Here is a 17,359-nt window from a genome sequence, read left to right as displayed (position 1 = left end):
GTTAAAGCTTTTCCACCCAAACATGAGCCCAGATCGACACCCGGCGGCGGGTGCCTGTTTCAGTACAAACGATGCGGGTCCGGCGTTTCATGCCTCGTACGTAGGCTTTTTGCAGAAAACGGAACCCGGCTCCCTCCGGCAGATCGATGAGCAGACACTGGTTTTCCGGCTGCTGGTCCGCCTGCCGAAGGGCATGGGTCAGGGCCGGGTCTGCGCCGGTCGACGCCGCCGGATTACGAAGATACGAAAGTAACGGCGTTAAGATGACATCCGGAAAAACAGATTGATTCAGAACGGGTTGGGCCACCTCCCGGAACGCCTGCTTCCAGGCTTCGCCATGCGGTTCGGGCCTGCGCCGCCGCCCCGACTGTCGCCACTGCTGGTAGACAAGCAGATGGGCCACTTCGTGCAGGTAGGTTATCAGGAAGGCGTACGGATTCAGGTTTTCGTTAACGGTAATGACGCAGGGCAATCCGGGAGCGGCCCGGAAGTCGCCTAACTTGGTCTGCCGCGGACGGGTAACCTTAAAGATGAATTGGTGGGTTGTCCACAGGGCCAGGCAATAATCAGCGGCGGCCGCGGGGACAAGGTCGGGAAAGCGGTGGTTTTGCACAAAAAAAGAAAAAGCCCTATGCAAGATAGGGCTTTTTCGGGAAGTTGACCGGTGCGTACCGATTGATTACTTCGTAGAATCGGCAGCAGCCGTCGTGTCGGCTGAAACAGCGGCGCTGTCAGTCGTCATGGCCGTGCTGTCAGACGTTACCATAGCTGAGCTGTCGGCAGCCGTAGCTGAAGTTTCTTCCGTTTTGGGTTTGCTGTCACAAGCGGCGAAAGCAACCATTGAACCTACGAACAGGATGGCGAATACTTTTTTCATTGTGTTTAAGTGGCATTTAAGGTTTAAGGCGCAAAAATAAGATAATAGCCTAAACCGCAAGAAGTTGTTTATAAAATATGTTTATAAATAAATTTTATCCTAAAATAATAACGTTATAGGTCGTTTTTAAACGCCCCGATTGGCGCGGGCCTTGAATTTGTCGTAAACACCCGTACTTCGGAAGGTCAGCATTTTGTGGCCGAAGTAATTGGCCAGAAAGCTGAATCCCATCCCGACCACGTGCGAGCCGGTTTCCCGGTACAGTTCCTTTACTTCTGGGAAAAGGGGATTGGCAATCCAGAGGAGGGCCGCCTTGGCCACATACACCTGTACAACGAGGGCTACCAGGGCAATAAAGACAAATTTTACGGCCTCCCGATACGTGTTTCCGGTTCCTTTGGCCGAGAAAGCAAACAGTTTGGATGGAATAAAACTGACGATTGTTGCGGTGGTATACCCCAAAAACACGCTGGTATCAAAATCGAAATACTCCCGGTAAAATATCCGGCTCAAAAAATTGACCGTCGCCCCAAGCAGGGCCGTCAGAAAAAACGAAAAGAAACTTTTAGCTTCCTTCTTTACGTTAAGCCGGCTTGTGTTCTCCACGCTAATCAATGCAACACGCGGGTTTCCCCTTTTGATGACATACAAAAATACCAAACCGCCCGCCAACCGAAAGGATTAGCGGGCGTTTATGAGTTAATGGTACAGGTCTTTGTTATATCAATCCCTGCACCAGCCCCGGGGCCAGGCCCAGAACAATCGTCAGAACAGTCGCTACAATCAACACAATGCGGTAAAACGGCGCTACCCGGATTGCCGTAACTTCGCCCGTCCGGAAATACATCGCGATCACTACCCGGAAATAATAGTAGATCCCCACGGCCGACATCAGTACTGCTACTACCAACATCCATACCATTCCTTTCTCCACGGCGGTGGAAAATACCATAAATTTTCCCCAGAACCCGGCCGTCAGCGGAATACCCGCCAGCGACAGCATGGAAACGGCCAGAATAAAGGCCAGCAGCGGATTCTGTTTTGCCAGTCCGTTGAACGCCTCGTAAGTTTCGTCGCGCTGCCCGTCTTTGCCGCGCTGTTTGGCGACCAGCAGCAGAATCCCGAAAGCGGCGATGGTGGCTACCGAATAGGCCAGGGAATAAAACGCCAGCGCGCCGTTGCTCTGCTGCCCGAGGGCGGCCAGCGCGATGAGCAGATAACCGGCATGGGAGATGCTCGAATAGGCCATCATCCGTTTGAAGCTGTTCTGGTAAACGGCCGTCAGATTACCGGCCAGCAGGGTCAGCACGGTAATGCCGGCCACGATCTGCCACCAGCGGTCGTACATGCTCGTCGCCGATACGGCCATCAGCAGCCGCAGCAGGGCGGCAAAGCCCGCCGTTTTCACGACCGTGGACATGAAGGCGGTGAACAGCGTTGGAGCGCCGTCGTACACGTCCGGCGTCCAGAAGTGGAAAGGAGCCGCCGAGACTTTGAAAAGCATGCCGATCAGCACCAGCATCAGGCCCATCAGCAGCAGCAGCGAAATGCCACCCCGCGAGAGGGAAACAAAGGCCGTAATGTCGGTGATGGTAAAGGAGCCAACCGCGCCGTACAGCAGGGCCATGCCAAACAGCATAATCCCCGTGGCAAACGCACCCATCAGAAAATACTTCAGCGCCGCCTCGTTCGAACGGATATTCTTCTTGTCGGAGCCCGTCAGTACGTACATGGATACCGACAGAATTTCCACGCCGACGAACAGCATAATCAGGTTTTCGAAGCCGATCATCATGATGGCCCCCACGATGGAGAAGAGCATGATGGCGTAGTACTCGGCAGGCTGGGCCGCCTCATCCTGCAGGAAATCGCCCGAAAGCGCGATGACCATAAAAGCCGAAAGCATGGTAATGGCCGAGAACAGAATGGTCTGGTTGTTCACCAGCAGCATATCCCGGAAATACAGATACGAATGGCCCCAGTCCAGAAAGCTGGTGCCGAGGGCAACCAGCAGAAACAGCAGCGCAGCAGGCAGCAAAACCGCCCGGGACTTCATAAAGCCCAGAAACAGCATCACAATCCCGAAGACGGATAAAAGAACGATGGGCAGCATATTTCGGTAATATCGTTTAAGGTGTAAGGTTGAAGGTTGAACGTTTGTGAAAAAACCGGGTGGTTGCGCCTTAAACGTTCAACGTTAAACCTTAAAACGGTTATTGGTTAATGATCTGCAACAAACTGGTTACGGCGGGTTCGGTTACCTTCAGGAAGGCATTGGGGACTACGCCGATCCAGAGCACCATGATGCAAAGCGGAATCAGCACCCAGTTTTCGCTGCCGGCCACGTCCGTGAACGTTTCGGTCAGTTCGGTTTTCTTGCCAAACATCGTTTTCTGGAACAGCCGCAGCATGTAAACCGCCCCGAGGATGATGGTGGTACCGGCCACCGCCCCGAGCACCGGGTTGTACTGGAATACGCCCGACAGCAGCAGGAACTCGCCCACAAAACCATTCGTCAGCGGCAGGGCCACGCTGCCCAGCAGGATAATCATGAAATAAACCGTCAGTTTCGGCGTGTGCTGCGTGATGCCGCCCATCTGGTCGATCAGACGGGTTTGCGTGCGCGACATGATGACGTCAGCCACGAAGAACATCCCGACCACGTTGATGCCGTGCGCCAGCATCTGCACCAGGGCACCCTGTACGCCGTTGGTCGTCTGCGAAAAAACACCCGCCGCCATCAGCCCGACGTGGGCAAAGGACGAATAAGCAATCAGGCGCTTGATGTCGCGCTGGCGAATGGCGATGATCGACCCGTAGACGATGCCGATGACCGAGAGCACGATGGCCGTGGAGCCCCAGATGTCCACCCCCGCCGGCGCAATGGGCAGCAGCAGGCGAATAACGCCGTACACGCCCATTTTCAGCATGATTCCGGCCAGCAGCATGGTTGCCTGCGTCGGCGATTCGGTATAGGTGTCCGGCTGCCAGGTATGGAAGGGGAACACCGGCATTTTGATGGCAAAGGCAATAAAGAACGCCCAGAAAATCCAGCCCTGCGCTTCCGGCGTCAGTTTCAGGTTGTACAGATCAACGATGGCGGCGGAGTGGCTGCCGGGCGTCTGGAAATAGAGATACACCAGCGCCACCAGCATGAACAGGCTACCGAAGATGGTGTAGAGGAAGAATTTGAAGGTCACCCGAATCCGGTCTTCGCCGCCCCAGAGAGCCGCCAGGAAGTAGATCGGAATCAGCGCCGCTTCGAAGAACAGATAGAACAGGAAAGCGTCTCGGGCCGTGAAAACACCCATCAGAGCCGCCTGCATGAATAAAATCAGGGCAAAAAAGACGTTCGGCCGGTCGTAGTTCCGCTGGAAAGCCGAAAGTACGATCAGCGGCGTCAGCAGGCCGGTGAGCACCACGAGCAGGATGCTCACGCCGTCGATGCCCGCGCTGAAGCGAATGCCCGCATTGACCAGCCAGGGGTAATCGAACCCAAACTGCGACGACGTATCCGCCCGGAAGTTCAGAAAGGCATAGGCGGCCAGCCCCAGTTCGATCAGGGCCGCCGCAAAGGCCAGTTGTTTCGTTTGTTGGCCCCGGACAGCCAGCACCAGCAGGGCCGCCACCACCGGGAACAGAATCAGCGAAAGAGTTAGCATAAACCGTATAAGGGTTTAAGGTTTAAAGTTAAAGGTTTAAGGTGTTTCGTACTGACCCGCGTTAAACTTCAACTTTAAACTTTAAACGATTTTAGAATCGAACAAAGAACCGTACTCCCAGAATCAGGACAATACCGACGACCATCGCAAAAACGTAGAAGCTGATGGAGCCGCTCTGCAGCCGCCGGGCACCGCCCGCCAGCCCTTTCACGCCCCAGGCCGTACCGCTTACGATGCCGTCGATCAGGAACTCGCCGAAGCTGTACAGCACATCGGACAGGCCGCGCATCGGCTTGATGATGATGGTCTCGTACAATTCGTCGATGTAATATTTGTTGTAAAGCACCTTTTCGGTCACCGGGCGTTCGACCAGGTCCGACTCGGGCAGCACACCCCGCTGAACGTAGACCACGTAGGCCGCAACGGCCATTATGAGAGCCACACCCGTTGAAATACCCATCAGCATGTATTCGTCGCTATGGGTCAGCAGGGTTTCGCCGAAGGCGTTCGGGGCTACCTTGCGCGACAGGTCGAAAATCGGGCTGAGGAACTGAGCCAGACGGGCTTCGCCGCCCAGCACTTCCGGTACGTTCAGGAAACCGCCCAGCACCGACAGCACGGCCAGCACCAGCAGCGGAACGGTCATGGTCGCCGGCGACTCGTGCAGGTGTTCGCGCTGGTGTTCGGTGCCGCGGAAACGGCCGAAGAACGTCAGGAACAGGAGCCGGAACATGTAAAAAGAGGTCATGGCCGAGCCAACCACGCCGAGCGCCCACAGCACTTTGTTGTGCTCGTAGACATGCATCAGGATTTCGTCTTTGGAGAAGAACCCGGCAAACGGCGGAATCCCGGCAATGGCAATCGTCGCGATCAGGAACGTAATGAACGTGATCGGCAGGTACTTGCGCAGGCCGCCCATCCGACGAATGTCCTGCTCGTCGGACATGGCGTGAATGACGCTACCGGCTCCGAGGAAGAGCAGCGCCTTGAAGAATGCGTGCGTCATGACGTGGAACATGCCCGCCGTGTAACCCATCACACTCAGTCCAAGGAACATGTATCCAAGCTGGGATACCGTCGAATAGGCCAGCACTTTCTTGATGTCGTTCTGCACCAGACCAATCGAAGCGGCCAGCAGGGCCGTGGCAATGGCAATACCGCCGATGATTTCCAGCGTCAGCGGAGCCAGCGTGTACAGCACGTTCGAGCGGACGACCATGTAAATCCCGGCCGTCACCATCGTCGCGGCGTGAATCAGGGCCGAAACGGGCGTCGGACCGGCCATCGCGTCGGGCAGCCAGGTGTACAGCGGAATCTGCGCGGACTTACCCATCGCGCCGACAAACAGGAGCAGGGTGATGGCGACCATCGTTCCGTCGCCGATGGCAAACCGGCCGGAACCAGCCTGCTCGAAAATACCCGTGTATTCAACCGTGCCGAAAACGCCCATCAGCATGAAAATACCCAGCAGAAAGCCCAGATCGCCGATGCGGTTCATTACGAAAGCCTTGCGGGCCGCGTTGTTATAGGCCGTATTCTTGTTCCAGAAGCCGATGAGCAGGTACGAGCACAGCCCGACCCCTTCCCAGCCGATGAACATGATGACGTAGTTGGAACCCATCACCAGCAGCAGCATGAAGAAAAGGAACAGGTTCAGGAAAGCCATGAACTTGCCGTAGCCCCCATCGTGGTGCATGTAGCCGATGGAATAAATGTGAATCAGCGAGCCGACGCCCGTCACGATCAGCAGCATCACCAGCGACAACTGGTCGATCTGGAAAGAGAAGGGAATGTTGAAATTGCCCACCGTAATCCAGTCGAAGAGGAGCACTTTCTCGGGCTGCGGACCGGCGAAACCGCTGAAGATCAGCGCCACGCACACAAACGAAGCCAGAGCCGCCGCCGAACTGACGAGGCCCACGAGTCCGTTCGGGACGCGCCGGAAGCCCAGCCCGTTAATCAGAAAGCCAAGAAGAGGAAAAAGGGGTATTAGTTTTACCAGTAAATCCGTCTGCATAACCAATGAATTCTGAATTTTGAATTCTGAATTTTGAATGGGGAGTGTTGAACGGACGGGCCGACAAGGCACCTCATTCAGCATTCAACATTCAACATTCAGCATTTTTGACTTACCACTTGAGTTTATTCAGCAGGCCGACGTCGATAGACCGGACATTGCGGTAGATCATCACGATAATGGCCAGCCCGACGGCAACCTCCGCCGCCGCTACCGCCATGATGAAGAAGACGAACACCTGCCCGGTCGGGTCGGCACGGTACGACGAGAAAGCAATCAGGAGCAGGTTTACAGCGTTGAGCATCAGCTCAATCGACATAAAAATGATGATGGCGTTGCGCCGGGTCAGTACGCCGATGATGCCGATAACAAACAGGGCCGTGGCGATGATGAGGTAATACTTCAGATCTATTAACTGAATAACTTCGGGAATCTGTACGGGTACCTGGGTTGGTTCCATGCCAGTTTAGGTTCTTTAAAACGTTACGGTCTTCATCAGAAGGCTTTTCCGAAAAAGGCACAAAGCCGGAAAAAGACGGGGCAAAGTTAGGTAAAAGAAGTCATTAAATCACCGGTGCGTCAGCATCCGCAATTTGATTTCGGTCAGGCGCCGCTTGCTGTCCAGCGAAAACTCGCTTTTGATAAACCAGTCGTAGAAAGACGGCTCTTTCTGAAGAACATCCGTCACCGGCCGGCCTTTGTGTTTGCCGAAATTAAAGACTTCCAGACCGTCGTTGTTGTACACCATGCGGCCCATCAGATCGACATTGTTGTTGATCATGATTTTATTCAGCGTCTCCACGTCGTTGCTGATGACGATTTCGGTGCCGCGCTCATCCCGAACCGACTCGCCTTCGTAGCGTTTCACCATAGCGTCCAGAATTTCGGCCGTGGCCAGGGTGTCGGCTTCGGCACTGTGGGCGTTTTCGAGGGCTTTTCCGCAGAAAAACTTGTAGGCCGCCGTCAGCGTCCGGGGCTCCATGAGGTGAAAAATGCGCTGAACGTCGATGAGTTTGCGGTTTTTCAGGTCAAAATCGACATTGGCCCGCAGAAACTCCTCGACCATCAGCGGCACGTCGAAGCGGTTGCAGTTGTAGCCGGCCAGATCGCAGCCGTCCAGAAACTGGGCGAGCTGCCGGGCAATGACCCTGAAGGTCGGAGCGTCTTTTATGTCCTCGTCGTAGATACCGTGGATCAGGCTCGTCTCGTAAGGAATGGGGACCGTCGGGTTAACTTTGTGTGTTTTAACGACCACCTCGCCGCCGGGCAGGGCTTTGGCAATGCTGATTTCAACAATGCGGTCTTTCATGACATCGATGCCCGTAGTTTCGAGGTCGAAGAAAGCCAGCGGCTTTTTGAGTTTGAGTTGATGGGTCATTTCCAGCTACACACGTGAAGGTACGGCCGCAAAAATAATAGAACTGTCCGGGAATGCAGTTCGGGGACAGCGGATTTAATTCCGGCTGCCCCGAACCAACCGCTTAGTCTTCCCAGGCAAAGGAGCGTTCAACGGCTTTTTGCCAGCCTTTGTACAGCTTTGTTCGTTTGGCTTCTTCCATCTGCGGCTCAAACGTCCGGTCGACGCCCCAGTTCTGGCGCAGATCGTCCAGATTGCTCCAATAACCCACGGCCAGCCCGGCCGCATACGCCGCGCCGAGCGCCGTCGTTTCAGTGATGGTCGGCCGCACCACGGGAACGCCCAGCATATCCGCCTGAAACTGCATGAGCAGTTCGTTCACCGTCATCCCGCCGTCCACCCGCAGGGATTTCAGCTCGATACCAGCATCTTCGGCCATGGCTTTCACCACGTCGAGCGTCTGATAAGCCGTCGCCTCCAGCACCGCCCGGGCGATGTGGCCTTTGTTCACGTAGCGCGTCAGGCCGGCGATGACACCCCGGGCATCGGCTTTCCAGTACGGAGCGTACAGGCCGGAAAAGGCCGGGACGAAGTAAGCCCCACCGTTGTCCTCCACCGTCCGGGCGAGGGTGTCCACATCCGAACTGGCCTGAATAAGACCCAGATTGTCCCGGAGCCACTGCACCAGCGCCCCGGTGATGGCTACGCTGCCTTCGAGCGCATAATGGGCGGGCTGTCCGGCCGCCTGAAAGGCCACCGTCGTCAGCAGGCCGCAGGTCGAGTGGCGAAGCTCGGTGCCGGTATTCATCAGCAGAAAGCAGCCGGTGCCGTAGGTGTTCTTGGCCATTCCCGGCTCGAAACAGATTTGTCCGAACAGTGCGGCCTGCTGGTCGCCGAGAATCCCCGCGATGGGCACCCCGGGCAGCACTTCCGACGCAATTTTGCCGTATACCTCACTGCTCGGCCGAATCTGCGGCAGCATGGCCCGGGGAATGTTGAAGTCCGCCAGCAGGTCATCGTCCCAGTCGAGCGTTTCCAGGTTCATGAGCTGGGTGCGGCTGGCGTTGGTCACGTCGGTCAGGTGCTGGCCGTTGTAGGTTCCGCCGGTCAGGTGCCAGGTCAGAAACGTGTCCATGTTGCCAAACAAGGCGTAACCCCGCTCGGCATCTTCCCGCACACCGGGCACGTTATCCAGAATCCAGCGGATTTTGAGCCCGCTGAAATACGTCGCCAGCGGCAGGCCGGTTTTGGCACGGAAGCGATCCTGGCCGCCATTTTCGGCAAACTGACTGACCAGCTCGCCCGTCCGGGTATCCTGCCAGACCAGCGCGTTGTAGTAGGGTTTGCCCGTGCGCCGGTTCCAGACGACGGTCGTTTCGCGCTGATTGGTGATGCCGACGGCCGCAATGTCGGAACTGCTCTCGATCCGGGCGTTGATCCGGGCCACGGCGATGACCTCCAGCGTATTTCGCCAGATTTCTTCCGGGTCATGTTCTACCCAGCCGGGTTGCGGATAAATCTGGGTATGTTCTTTCTGTCCGACCGAAACGATGGCTCCCTGCCGGTCGAAAATGATGCAGCGGGTGCTGGTTGTGCCCTGGTCGATGGCGGCGATATAATTGGGCATGGAAATACTGAATGAGTGATTGATGGAATGACTGAATGATTAATGCCGGGCAGGGCCTGCCTGCCGTTTGGCAACTTTATAAAGCGAACAGGCGGATCAGGATACCGCCCAGCGCGCCCCCGACCAGCGGACCGACGACCGGAATCCAGCTGTAGCCCCAGTCGGACGAGCCTTTTCCGGCGACCGGCAGAGCCGCATGCGCCAGCCGGGGTCCCAAATCCCGGACCGGGTTGATGGCGTAGCCGGTCGGGCCGCCCAGCGACAGACCGATGCTCCACACCAGAATGCCGACCAGGTACGGTCCGATGCCGATGGCCAGTTCACCCAGCGATTTGGACGAAATCCCGGCCAGCCCCAGAATCAGCACGATGGTGGCAATCGCTTCACTCAGAAAGTTGGCGCCAAAGCTCCGAATCGCCGGGCCCGTGGCGAAGCAGGCCAGTTTGGCAGCGGGATCGGGCGTGGCCGCCCAGTGGGGACCGTAAAAAATCCAGACCAGCGCGGCGCCGACAAACGCCCCGGCCAGCTGGGCCACGCTGTAGGGAATAATATGGCTGAAATCATTGGTCGCCACGGCAAACGCCACGGTAACCGCCGGATTCAGGTGAGCGTCGAGGCTCCCGAACGCTTTGGCCACAAAAACGCCCATCGTGACGGCGAAAGCCCAGCCGGTGGTGATGACGATCCAGCCTGCATCATGCCCTTTGGTTTGTTTGAGAACGACATTGGCGACAACGCCGTTACCGAGCAGAATAAGGACTAAAGTCCCGACAAATTCGCCGAGAAAAGGGGAAGGTTGCATGGCAAAAGGTTAGTGGGTTGTACAGAAAAGACAGCAGGTTTTGCGTCTCTACCGATTGGCCGCAAGATATTGCGTCTCTGTCAAATTTTTCCTCAAATAGTTCAAGAAAAAATCCTGCTGCTGCGTTTGGCGCCAAATCGTACCTTTGCAGTTTGGTAACAGAACCTATGCAACTTTCCGCGCTTACTGCCATATCTCCCGTCGACGGCCGCTACCGCCGTCAGGTCGAAGCTCTTGCTCCTTATTTCTCCGAATGGGGCCTTATCCGCTACCGGATTCGCATTGAAGTTGAATACTTTATCGAACTCTGCCAGATTCCGCTGCCGCAGCTGTCCGACGTGCAACCGGACGTATTTCCCCGGCTGCGGGCTTTGTACGAAAACTTCACGGAAGCCGACGCGCTGCGCATCAAGGAAATTGAAAGCGTGACGAACCACGACGTGAAAGCCGTCGAGTATTTTATCAAGGAAAAGCTGGCCGACCTGCCCATTGCCGACTCGCTGGAGTTCATCCACTTCGGGCTGACTTCGCAGGACGTCAACAACACGGCCATTCCGCTGTCGCTGAAAGAGGCGCTGGACAACGTCGTCGTGCCGCTTTACCAGCGGGTACTCGCCCGGTTGCAGGAACTGGCGGAGCAGTGGAAAGGCATTCCGATGCTCGCCCGGACGCACGGCCAGCCGGCCTCTCCTACCCGGCTGGGCAAGGAATTTCAGGTGTTTATCGAGCGCATCAGCAAGAAGCTGGGGCAATTGGAAGGCATTCCGGCGGCGGCCAAGTTTGGCGGCGCGACAGGCAACTTCAACGCCCATACCGTAGCTTACCCGGAAATCGACTGGGTAAATTTCGGGAATACGTTTGTCGGTCGGCTGGGACTGAGCCGGAGCCAGTACACCACGCAGATTGAGCATTACGACATGCTGGCGGCGGCGCTCGACACGTTCAAACGGCTCAACAACATCCTCATCGACCTCGACCGCGACGTGTGGACGTACATTTCGATGAATTATTTCAAGCAAAAAATCAAAGCGGGCGAAGTGGGGTCGTCGGCCATGCCGCACAAGGTGAATCCGATTGATTTTGAGAACTCGGAAGGAAACCTCGGCATTGCCAACGCGCTGTTTGAGCATCTTTCGGCCAAGCTGCCCATTTCGCGCCTGCAGCGCGACCTGACCGACTCGACCGTCCTCCGGAATCTGGGCGTCCCGTTTGCCCATTCGGTTATCGCGCTGAACGCCCTGCTGAAAGGCCTGAACAAACTGGAGCTGAACGAAGCCGCTATTCAGGCGGATCTGGAGGAGAACTGGGCGGTCGTCGCCGAAGCCATTCAGACCATTCTGCGCCGCGAAGGCTATCCCAAACCGTACGAAGCCCTGAAAGACCTGACCCGCACGAACGAAAAAATCACCGCCGCGACCATGGCCCGGTTCATCGACGGGCTGAACATCCAGGAAGAAGTGAAAAACCAGCTCAGGGCCATTTCGCCTTACAATTACACGGGAATCTAAAACCAGAAGGCCAGCCGGAAGCTGGCCTTTTTTACTTAAGACAGGCGTTACCTCTGTGGGGTATTATCGTTCTTATAGGCAGTAAAAGGCAATTGCTGTATCTTTATCTAAAACGAGGACTGGCATGCTCATGCAGACGATGCAAAAGATCCAATTGACCGAGGCTCAGGTAACTAAACTCGAAGCGGGCGGAGTGGTAGAAATACCCGCCTCCTGGGACGAGTTTATGGAATTTCTCAGCGAAACCGCCTACCGTACGGAATATCATAACGGACACATCCTTGTCATGGGACTCGCCGCATTTATCCACGAACTTCTGGTTGGAAATCTAATCGCTCTACTGAAAGCAGTCAGTAAAGGCAAAGGCTTTTACGTCGCCGGCAGCAATGTGGGTGTTCTGAAGGCCGACCAGTCAGGCTATTACAACCCCGACGTGACCGTTGTGCAGGGCGCCCCGGCATTTGCCGCCAATTCCAACGCCATTATCACCAACCCGTTTCTGGTGGTTGAAGTATTTTCCGAATCGACGGCGGCGTACGACTACCTGCATAAACTGCCGAAATACGTCCAGATCGACTCCATTCAGGCGGTTGTGTTTGTGGACCGTTTTGACACCTCCGTCATCGTGGCCGAGCGCGGCGACCAACCCAACGTCTGGACACACACCCACTACTTTAAACTGACGGAAGTAGCGAAAGCCGGTATTTTTGAGCTGCCGCTGACGGAAATTTTCGCGGATTTACCGGAAGAAAAATAAAAAGCAGCAAGGGGCGCAGCGGCCGGTCACGTCCGGCCGCTGCGCCCCTTACCCGCCTATCAGCCTTTCGACAGTTCCGTTGCCCGGACCTGCGCGGCTTTGATGCCTTCCACGAGCGTCTGGGCCAGTCCGCCTTCTTCAAAGCGCTTGAGAGCGGCTTCGGTCGTCCCGCCTTTGGAGGCGACGGCCCGGATGAGTTCGTCCAGCGATTTATCGGTGTTCTGAATCAGATTGTAAGCGCCGAGCATCGTCTGCTTGACCAGCAGCGTCGAGACGTTTTCTTCAAAACCAAGCTCTTTGCCCGCCTCCACCATCGCTTTGACGATGTAGTAAAAATACGCCGGACCGCTGCCGCTGACGGCCGTAACGGCGTCGAGCATGGATTCGTTATCCAGATAAATAGACCGTCCGGTAGCGTTAATGAGGTTTTCGACTTTGCGGAGATTGCCGATCTGCACTTCGTCGGCGGCGGCGAATCCCGTAATGCCCAGTCCCAGCATGGCCGGGGTGTTGGGCATGGCCCGGACTACCTGCCGGTGCTGCAACCGTTCCTGAATGAGCGTGATGGGGATACCGGCCATAATCGACAACACGACCTGCTGGGGCTGAATGACCGCCCGGAGATCATCCTGAACGCTGGCAAAATCCTGCGGCTTTACCGAAAGAATAATCAGGTCATACCCGGAAACCCGGGGACCGATGGTATCCACCACCACCCCTGTCCCTTCGTTTTGCAGCGCCTGCGACCGCTCGGCGCTTTTCTCGATCAGCAGTAAATCCTCCTTGCGTACCAGATCATACCGCAGAAACGACTTGGCAAAGGCCATGCCCATGTTCCCGCAGCCAACAATTGCTATTTTCATTCGTTTCTTTTTATAATTCCGCAAAAATCAGCAGAAAATGGCAACAAAAAACCCGAACGGCGAAGTTTCTTCCGCCGTTCGGGTCTGTATGTGCGAGTATCTGCGAGAACAACCCTTACTGCTTTCCACTCAGCACCTCTTCCAATTTCTTTTCGAGTGCTTCGCCGCGAAGGTTTTTGGCAATGATCTTCCCGTCTTTGTCGAGCAGGAAAGTAGCCGGAATGGCATTGACGCCGTACAACTGGGCGGCTTCCGACTGCCAGAACTTCAGATCGGACACGTGGGTCCAGGTCAGGCCGTCCTTTTCGATGGCCGCCAGCCAGTTGGCTTTTTCGCGGTCGAGCGAGACACCGTAGATTTCAAAACCCTTATCCTTGAACTTATTGTACATCCGCACAACGTTGGGATTTTCCATCCGGCAGGGACCGCACCACGAGGCCCAGAAATCAATCAGCACATATTTGCCCTTCAGTGAAGACAGATTCACCGTTTTGCCTTCGGGGTTGTTCAGGGTAATGTCCGGGGCCTGGGAGCCGACCATCACACCGCGGATTCGCTTGATGCGGCCGATAAAGCCCTGGGCTTCCTTGCCGTTGGGATTTTCCTTTTCAAATTTCTGCGCCAGGGCGTCCAGCGTTTCGAAATCATCCTCCGGATTGATGAAATTCGTCGCGAAAAGCGCCGCCATCGAGGTGCCCATTTCCGGCAACATGGTTTTTACCGTGTTGGCAAATTGCTTGCTGGAGGCTTCGTACTCCTGCTCAATCTTCTGCATCCGCTTCTGGTCGCCTTTCTGCTGCGCTTCGCCGTACTGCTTCTGCCAGTCCTGGGATTTAGTGGTCATATCCCGGTACATGCCCATCAGTTTCTGGTAGTACTCCATGTTTTGGGAGCCTTTCACCTCCGGCCGGGCCGTTTTGGGGTCCTGGGCGATGTCGGCGTTCACGGTCAGAGTTTCGCCGCCTTCGACCAACAGGCCGAGCTTCTGCTTGTTGGCCAGATTGAGCTGGTAAAAGCTGCCTCCGGCCGTTTCTTTGCTTTTCAGGGTAAACTGTCCGTTTGCACCAACCTGCGTCGAATCCAGTCGGCGAACAGGCTGGCTGTTCACTTCCAAATAAATCTTCGACCCCGGCTGAGCATTTTTCACGGTTCCTGTCACCGTGAAGTCCTTGGCATCCTGAGCCCGTCCCGGCAACGTCAGCGCCGCGCTCAGCAGGATTCCCGCCAGCAGGCGGCCTCCGGATTGTTGCATGGTTGTCATACTGTACTTTTCGTTCTATAGGTTGGATAGCGTCTCCTGGACCAGCTGGTTGGTTAGTTTGGGGTCGGCGCTGCCTTTCGACTTTTTCATCACTTCGCCCACAAACATCCCCAGAAGTCCTTTTTTCCCTTTCTGGTATTCTTTCACCTTGTCCGGCCAGGCGGCTAACACGTCATTTATTAACGCCTGCAAATCACCGGTATTGCTGTTCTGTACTAAATTCTGTTCGGTAGCAATTTGTTCAGGCGTCTTCTCCGGGGCTTCCATCAGGGCCGGAAGAATTCGCTGGCTGGCGGTGGAAAAGCTCACTTTCCCGGCGTCCACCAGATTGATCAGAGCCGCCAGTCTGGGCGCCGATACCGGAAAAGCTTTGTCCCGGAGGGTTTTTTCGGTCAGCTGGGCCTTCACCGGGCCCATCAGCCAGTTCGAAGCGGCTTTGTAATGGGTCGTAAATTGGCAAATATCTTCGTAGTAATCAACCAGTTCGCGCGCATCCGCAATCAACGCGGCGTCGTACTCGGGCAGACCGTACTGATTTAGGAGTTTTTCGTAACGGACCTTCGGCAGTTCGGGCATCGCCGCCCGAATTTCGGCCAGCCATTCCTCCGAAATCACGAACGGGCTCAAGTCCGGGTCGGGGAAGTACCGGTAGTCGTTCATCGATTCTTTGGTCCGCATGCCGTAGGTCTGCCCGTTACCCGCGTCGAACATGCGGGTTTCCTGAATCAGCGCTCCGCCGCTTTCGAGCACCTCAACCTGCCGCCGAAACTCGGTTTCGATGGCCCGCTGCACGTTGCGGATCGAGTTCATGTTCTTCACCTCCACCTTGGTACCCAGGGTAGTTTCGCCCCGCTTCCGGACCGACAGATTGACGTCGCAGCGCAGCGAGCCTTCTTCCATGTTGCCGTCGCAGATGTCGAGGTAACGCACCAGCCGGCGGACTTCAGTGAGGTAAGCGGCGGCCTCCTCGCCCGAGCGGATGCAGGGGTCCGTCACCATTTCGATCAGCGGCGTCCCGGCGCGATTGTAGTCCAGCAGCGTATCCCACTCGCCCGCTTCGTGAATCGACTTACCGGCGTCTTCCTCCAGGTGGATGTGGTGGAGCTGCACGGCCCCTTCGACCGTCTGGCCGTCTGCCTCTTTGTATCTGACCGGCACCGTACCGCCGACGCAGACCGGTGTTTTGTCCTGCGAAAGCTGGTAGCCCTTCGGCAGGTCCGGGTAGAAATAATTCTTGCGGGCAAACACGTTGTATCGCGTAATTTCTGACCCGCAGGCCAGGCCCATGCGCACGGCGTATTCTACCGCCCGCCGGTTCAGTTTCGGCAGCGTGCCCGGATGCCCGAGCGTGATGACACTGATGTTGGTATTGGGAGTACTGCCGAACTGATTGGAGTCAGCCGCAAAGATTTTTGTATGGGTCAGAAGCTGGCAGTGTACTTCAAGGCCAATAACCATTTCGTAGCGGGCCAGCGCATCAGGCGATACCGTTTTTTGATCAGCTACCATGAGCAGGAACTAAGGTGATTTTCAGCAAAGATAGCGGATTCGGCGGGATTGCCGGTTTCGCGGCTCGTAAACAGCAAAACCCGGTCCGAAGCCAGACTGGGTTTTGCAAACTACTTACAGTAAGTTCGTCAGGCGGTGGCTTTGGGAGTAGTAGCCACCGTCGTAATCTTGTCGAGGATTTCGCCCGTCCGGATGCGCTCGTTGCGGGTCGAGTTCACGGCCGCCCCGTAGACCACCAGGCCAAAGCCGATTTTGTTGACGGCATCGCCGATGTTGTACACCAGATCGAGGTTCCAGCCCAGGCCGGCCAGCAGGTTACCGGGCATCAGCATGTAGCCGATCGGGTAGATGGCCCAGCCTACCAGCACAAAGTTGCGCAGCAGCCGCACGGCATTGACGACCTCCGGGTTGTTGGAGGTATCCGCCACCCGTTTTACGTCTCCAAGGGTCGCTTCGTACACAATGCCGAGGTAGCCGAGCGTCGAGATGACGCCCCAGAGAATGGTGTTGCCCGGGTCGATGGCCTCCCCGATGTAGCCGGTCACGAGCATGAGCACCGAGTAGGCTACCAGCTTCCACATGGTGCTAAGTTTACCGCCGTAGGGCTTGATGAGCAGGTAGAACTCCACGCACATCAGCGGCACGGTCAGCGTCCAGTCGATGTAGCGGAATTCGGTTGGGGACGTTTTGGCCTCCAGCCACACGCCCCGCATGTAGAAGTAGTGGACGGCCGCAATGAACGTAATCAGCCCCGAAATCAGCAGGGAGGTCTTCCATTTGCCATCGACCTGCCCGCGTTCAAAAAAGAAGAAAAGCGAGGCCGCCAGCATAGACATGTAGCCCGTGAAGAAGGTGAAACCGACAACGTCGCCTGCCTGAAGATCGGCCAGCAGCAGCGAGGCAATAATTTGCAATTTTTCCATTTTGGTAAGTTTGTTAAGTTAGGTTAACTGGTTGGAATGGGATGGCGTAGAGCCGTCTAATGAACACCTTGTTATAAAGTTTGTTTAACTTTTATCTATAAATTTTAAACAGATATTTTCACATTCCTCTAATAAATAGCACATTACGTTTATACACGTTTAAATGGGGTATTATATAGCAAATTCATGAATATTT

16 protein-coding genes are annotated in these 17,359 nt (G+C 55.9%); 2 read left to right on the top strand and 14 right to left on the bottom strand.

Annotated elements, in window-relative coordinates:
• Position 1: 1 nt before the first annotated feature.
• From ORG26_RS12250 to ORG26_RS12205, 10 genes are all read right to left on the bottom strand, one after another.
• Positions 2-613 carry a sprT domain-containing protein gene (locus ORG26_RS12250; protein ID WP_266362120.1) on the bottom strand — a complete coding sequence of 204 codons (612 nt, stop codon included), beginning with the start codon at positions 611-613 and terminating at the stop codon, positions 2-4.
• A 66-nt stretch (positions 614-679) separates the two neighbouring features.
• On the bottom strand, positions 680-877 hold the full coding sequence (locus ORG26_RS12245; protein ID WP_266362118.1) for a hypothetical protein: 198 nt from the start codon (positions 875-877) through the stop codon (positions 680-682).
• A 126-nt stretch (positions 878-1,003) separates the two neighbouring features.
• Positions 1,004-1,492 (bottom strand): GtrA family protein, encoded by a 489-nt coding sequence (locus ORG26_RS12240; RefSeq protein ID WP_407704799.1) that lies wholly within the window; start codon positions 1,490-1,492, stop codon positions 1,004-1,006.
• 103 nt (positions 1,493-1,595) lie between these two features.
• The gene (locus ORG26_RS12235; protein ID WP_266362114.1) at positions 1,596-2,990 is read right to left on the bottom strand and encodes an NADH-quinone oxidoreductase subunit N; all 1,395 of its coding nucleotides are present in this window, start codon (positions 2,988-2,990) and stop codon (positions 1,596-1,598) included.
• A gap of 100 nt (positions 2,991-3,090) precedes the next feature.
• Positions 3,091-4,539: a complex I subunit 4 family protein gene (locus tag ORG26_RS12230; RefSeq protein ID WP_266362112.1), complete on the bottom strand. Its 1,449-nt coding sequence runs from the start codon at positions 4,537-4,539 to the stop codon at positions 3,091-3,093.
• Between the two features lie 91 nt (positions 4,540-4,630).
• A complete protein-coding gene (gene nuoL / locus ORG26_RS12225; protein WP_266362110.1) occupies positions 4,631-6,556 on the bottom strand; it encodes an NADH-quinone oxidoreductase subunit L in 1,926 nt (641 codons plus the stop codon).
• A gap of 112 nt (positions 6,557-6,668) precedes the next feature.
• On the bottom strand, positions 6,669-7,016 hold the full coding sequence (gene nuoK / locus ORG26_RS12220) for an NADH-quinone oxidoreductase subunit NuoK (RefSeq protein ID WP_266362108.1): 348 nt from the start codon (positions 7,014-7,016) through the stop codon (positions 6,669-6,671).
• Between the two features lie 108 nt (positions 7,017-7,124).
• The gene (locus ORG26_RS12215) at positions 7,125-7,934 is read right to left on the bottom strand and encodes an exonuclease domain-containing protein (protein ID WP_266362106.1); all 810 of its coding nucleotides are present in this window, start codon (positions 7,932-7,934) and stop codon (positions 7,125-7,127) included.
• 103 nt (positions 7,935-8,037) lie between these two features.
• The gene (gene glpK / locus ORG26_RS12210) at positions 8,038-9,540 is read right to left on the bottom strand and encodes a glycerol kinase GlpK (RefSeq protein WP_266362104.1); all 1,503 of its coding nucleotides are present in this window, start codon (positions 9,538-9,540) and stop codon (positions 8,038-8,040) included.
• Between the two features lie 76 nt (positions 9,541-9,616).
• A complete protein-coding gene (locus ORG26_RS12205) occupies positions 9,617-10,342 on the bottom strand; it encodes an MIP/aquaporin family protein (RefSeq protein ID WP_266362102.1) in 726 nt (241 codons plus the stop codon).
• 167 nt (positions 10,343-10,509) lie between these two features.
• Between ORG26_RS12205 and purB the strand changes: the two genes are divergently transcribed.
• A complete protein-coding gene (purB, locus tag ORG26_RS12200) occupies positions 10,510-11,850 on the top strand; it encodes an adenylosuccinate lyase (protein WP_266362100.1) in 1,341 nt (446 codons plus the stop codon).
• Positions 11,851-11,980: 130 nt separating this feature from the next.
• The gene (locus tag ORG26_RS12195) at positions 11,981-12,607 is read left to right on the top strand and encodes a Uma2 family endonuclease (protein WP_266362098.1); all 627 of its coding nucleotides are present in this window, start codon (positions 11,981-11,983) and stop codon (positions 12,605-12,607) included.
• 59 nt (positions 12,608-12,666) lie between these two features.
• Here the strand turns inward: ORG26_RS12195 and proC are convergent, their stop codons facing one another.
• The 4 genes from proC to ORG26_RS12175 all read right to left on the bottom strand — a co-directional run bounded on the left by proC (position 12,667) and on the right by ORG26_RS12175 (position 17,163).
• Complete coding sequence (gene proC, locus ORG26_RS12190) at positions 12,667-13,470, bottom strand: pyrroline-5-carboxylate reductase (RefSeq protein WP_266362097.1); 804 nt, start codon at positions 13,468-13,470, stop codon at positions 12,667-12,669.
• 115 nt (positions 13,471-13,585) lie between these two features.
• Complete coding sequence (locus ORG26_RS12185; RefSeq protein WP_266362095.1) at positions 13,586-14,722, bottom strand: redoxin domain-containing protein; 1,137 nt, start codon at positions 14,720-14,722, stop codon at positions 13,586-13,588.
• Positions 14,723-14,746: 24 nt separating this feature from the next.
• On the bottom strand, positions 14,747-16,240 hold the full coding sequence (gatB, locus tag ORG26_RS12180) for an Asp-tRNA(Asn)/Glu-tRNA(Gln) amidotransferase subunit GatB (protein WP_266362093.1): 1,494 nt from the start codon (positions 16,238-16,240) through the stop codon (positions 14,747-14,749).
• A 128-nt stretch (positions 16,241-16,368) separates the two neighbouring features.
• A complete protein-coding gene (locus ORG26_RS12175) occupies positions 16,369-17,163 on the bottom strand; it encodes a bacteriorhodopsin-like (RefSeq protein ID WP_266362091.1) in 795 nt (264 codons plus the stop codon).
• Positions 17,164-17,359 lie beyond the last annotated feature (196 nt).

The organism is Tellurirhabdus rosea (genome assembly GCF_026278345.1).
GTDB lineage: Bacteria > Bacteroidota > Bacteroidia > Cytophagales > Spirosomataceae > Tellurirhabdus > Tellurirhabdus rosea.
The sequence above is the reverse complement of the archived record's forward strand: the minus strand, read 5'-3'. Positions and strand labels throughout refer to the sequence as shown.

Coding starts and splice junctions, on each gene's coding strand:
- ORG26_RS12245 (WP_266362118.1), bottom strand. CDS start 877: ATGAAAAAAGTATTCGCCATCCTGTTCGTAGGTTCAATGGTTGCTTTC.
- ORG26_RS12235 (WP_266362114.1), bottom strand. CDS start 2,990: ATGCTGCCCATCGTTCTTTTATCCGTCTTCGGGATTGTGATGCTGTTT.
- ORG26_RS12230 (WP_266362112.1), bottom strand. CDS start 4,539: ATGCTAACTCTTTCGCTGATTCTGTTCCCGGTGGTGGCGGCCCTGCTG.
- nuoL (WP_266362110.1), bottom strand. CDS start 6,556: ATGCAGACGGATTTACTGGTAAAACTAATACCCCTTTTTCCTCTTCTT.
- nuoK (WP_266362108.1), bottom strand. CDS start 7,016: ATGGAACCAACCCAGGTACCCGTACAGATTCCCGAAGTTATTCAGTTA.
- ORG26_RS12215 (WP_266362106.1), bottom strand. CDS start 7,934: ATGACCCATCAACTCAAACTCAAAAAGCCGCTGGCTTTCTTCGACCTC.
- glpK (WP_266362104.1), bottom strand. CDS start 9,540: ATGCCCAATTATATCGCCGCCATCGACCAGGGCACAACCAGCACCCGC.
- ORG26_RS12205 (WP_266362102.1), bottom strand. CDS start 10,342: ATGCAACCTTCCCCTTTTCTCGGCGAATTTGTCGGGACTTTAGTCCTT.
- purB (WP_266362100.1), top strand. CDS start 10,510: ATGCAACTTTCCGCGCTTACTGCCATATCTCCCGTCGACGGCCGCTAC.
- ORG26_RS12195 (WP_266362098.1), top strand. CDS start 11,981: ATGCAGACGATGCAAAAGATCCAATTGACCGAGGCTCAGGTAACTAAA.
- proC (WP_266362097.1), bottom strand. CDS start 13,470: ATGAAAATAGCAATTGTTGGCTGCGGGAACATGGGCATGGCCTTTGCC.
- ORG26_RS12185 (WP_266362095.1), bottom strand. CDS start 14,722: ATGCAACAATCCGGAGGCCGCCTGCTGGCGGGAATCCTGCTGAGCGCG.
- gatB (WP_266362093.1), bottom strand. CDS start 16,240: ATGGTAGCTGATCAAAAAACGGTATCGCCTGATGCGCTGGCCCGCTAC.
- ORG26_RS12175 (WP_266362091.1), bottom strand. CDS start 17,163: ATGGAAAAATTGCAAATTATTGCCTCGCTGCTGCTGGCCGATCTTCAG.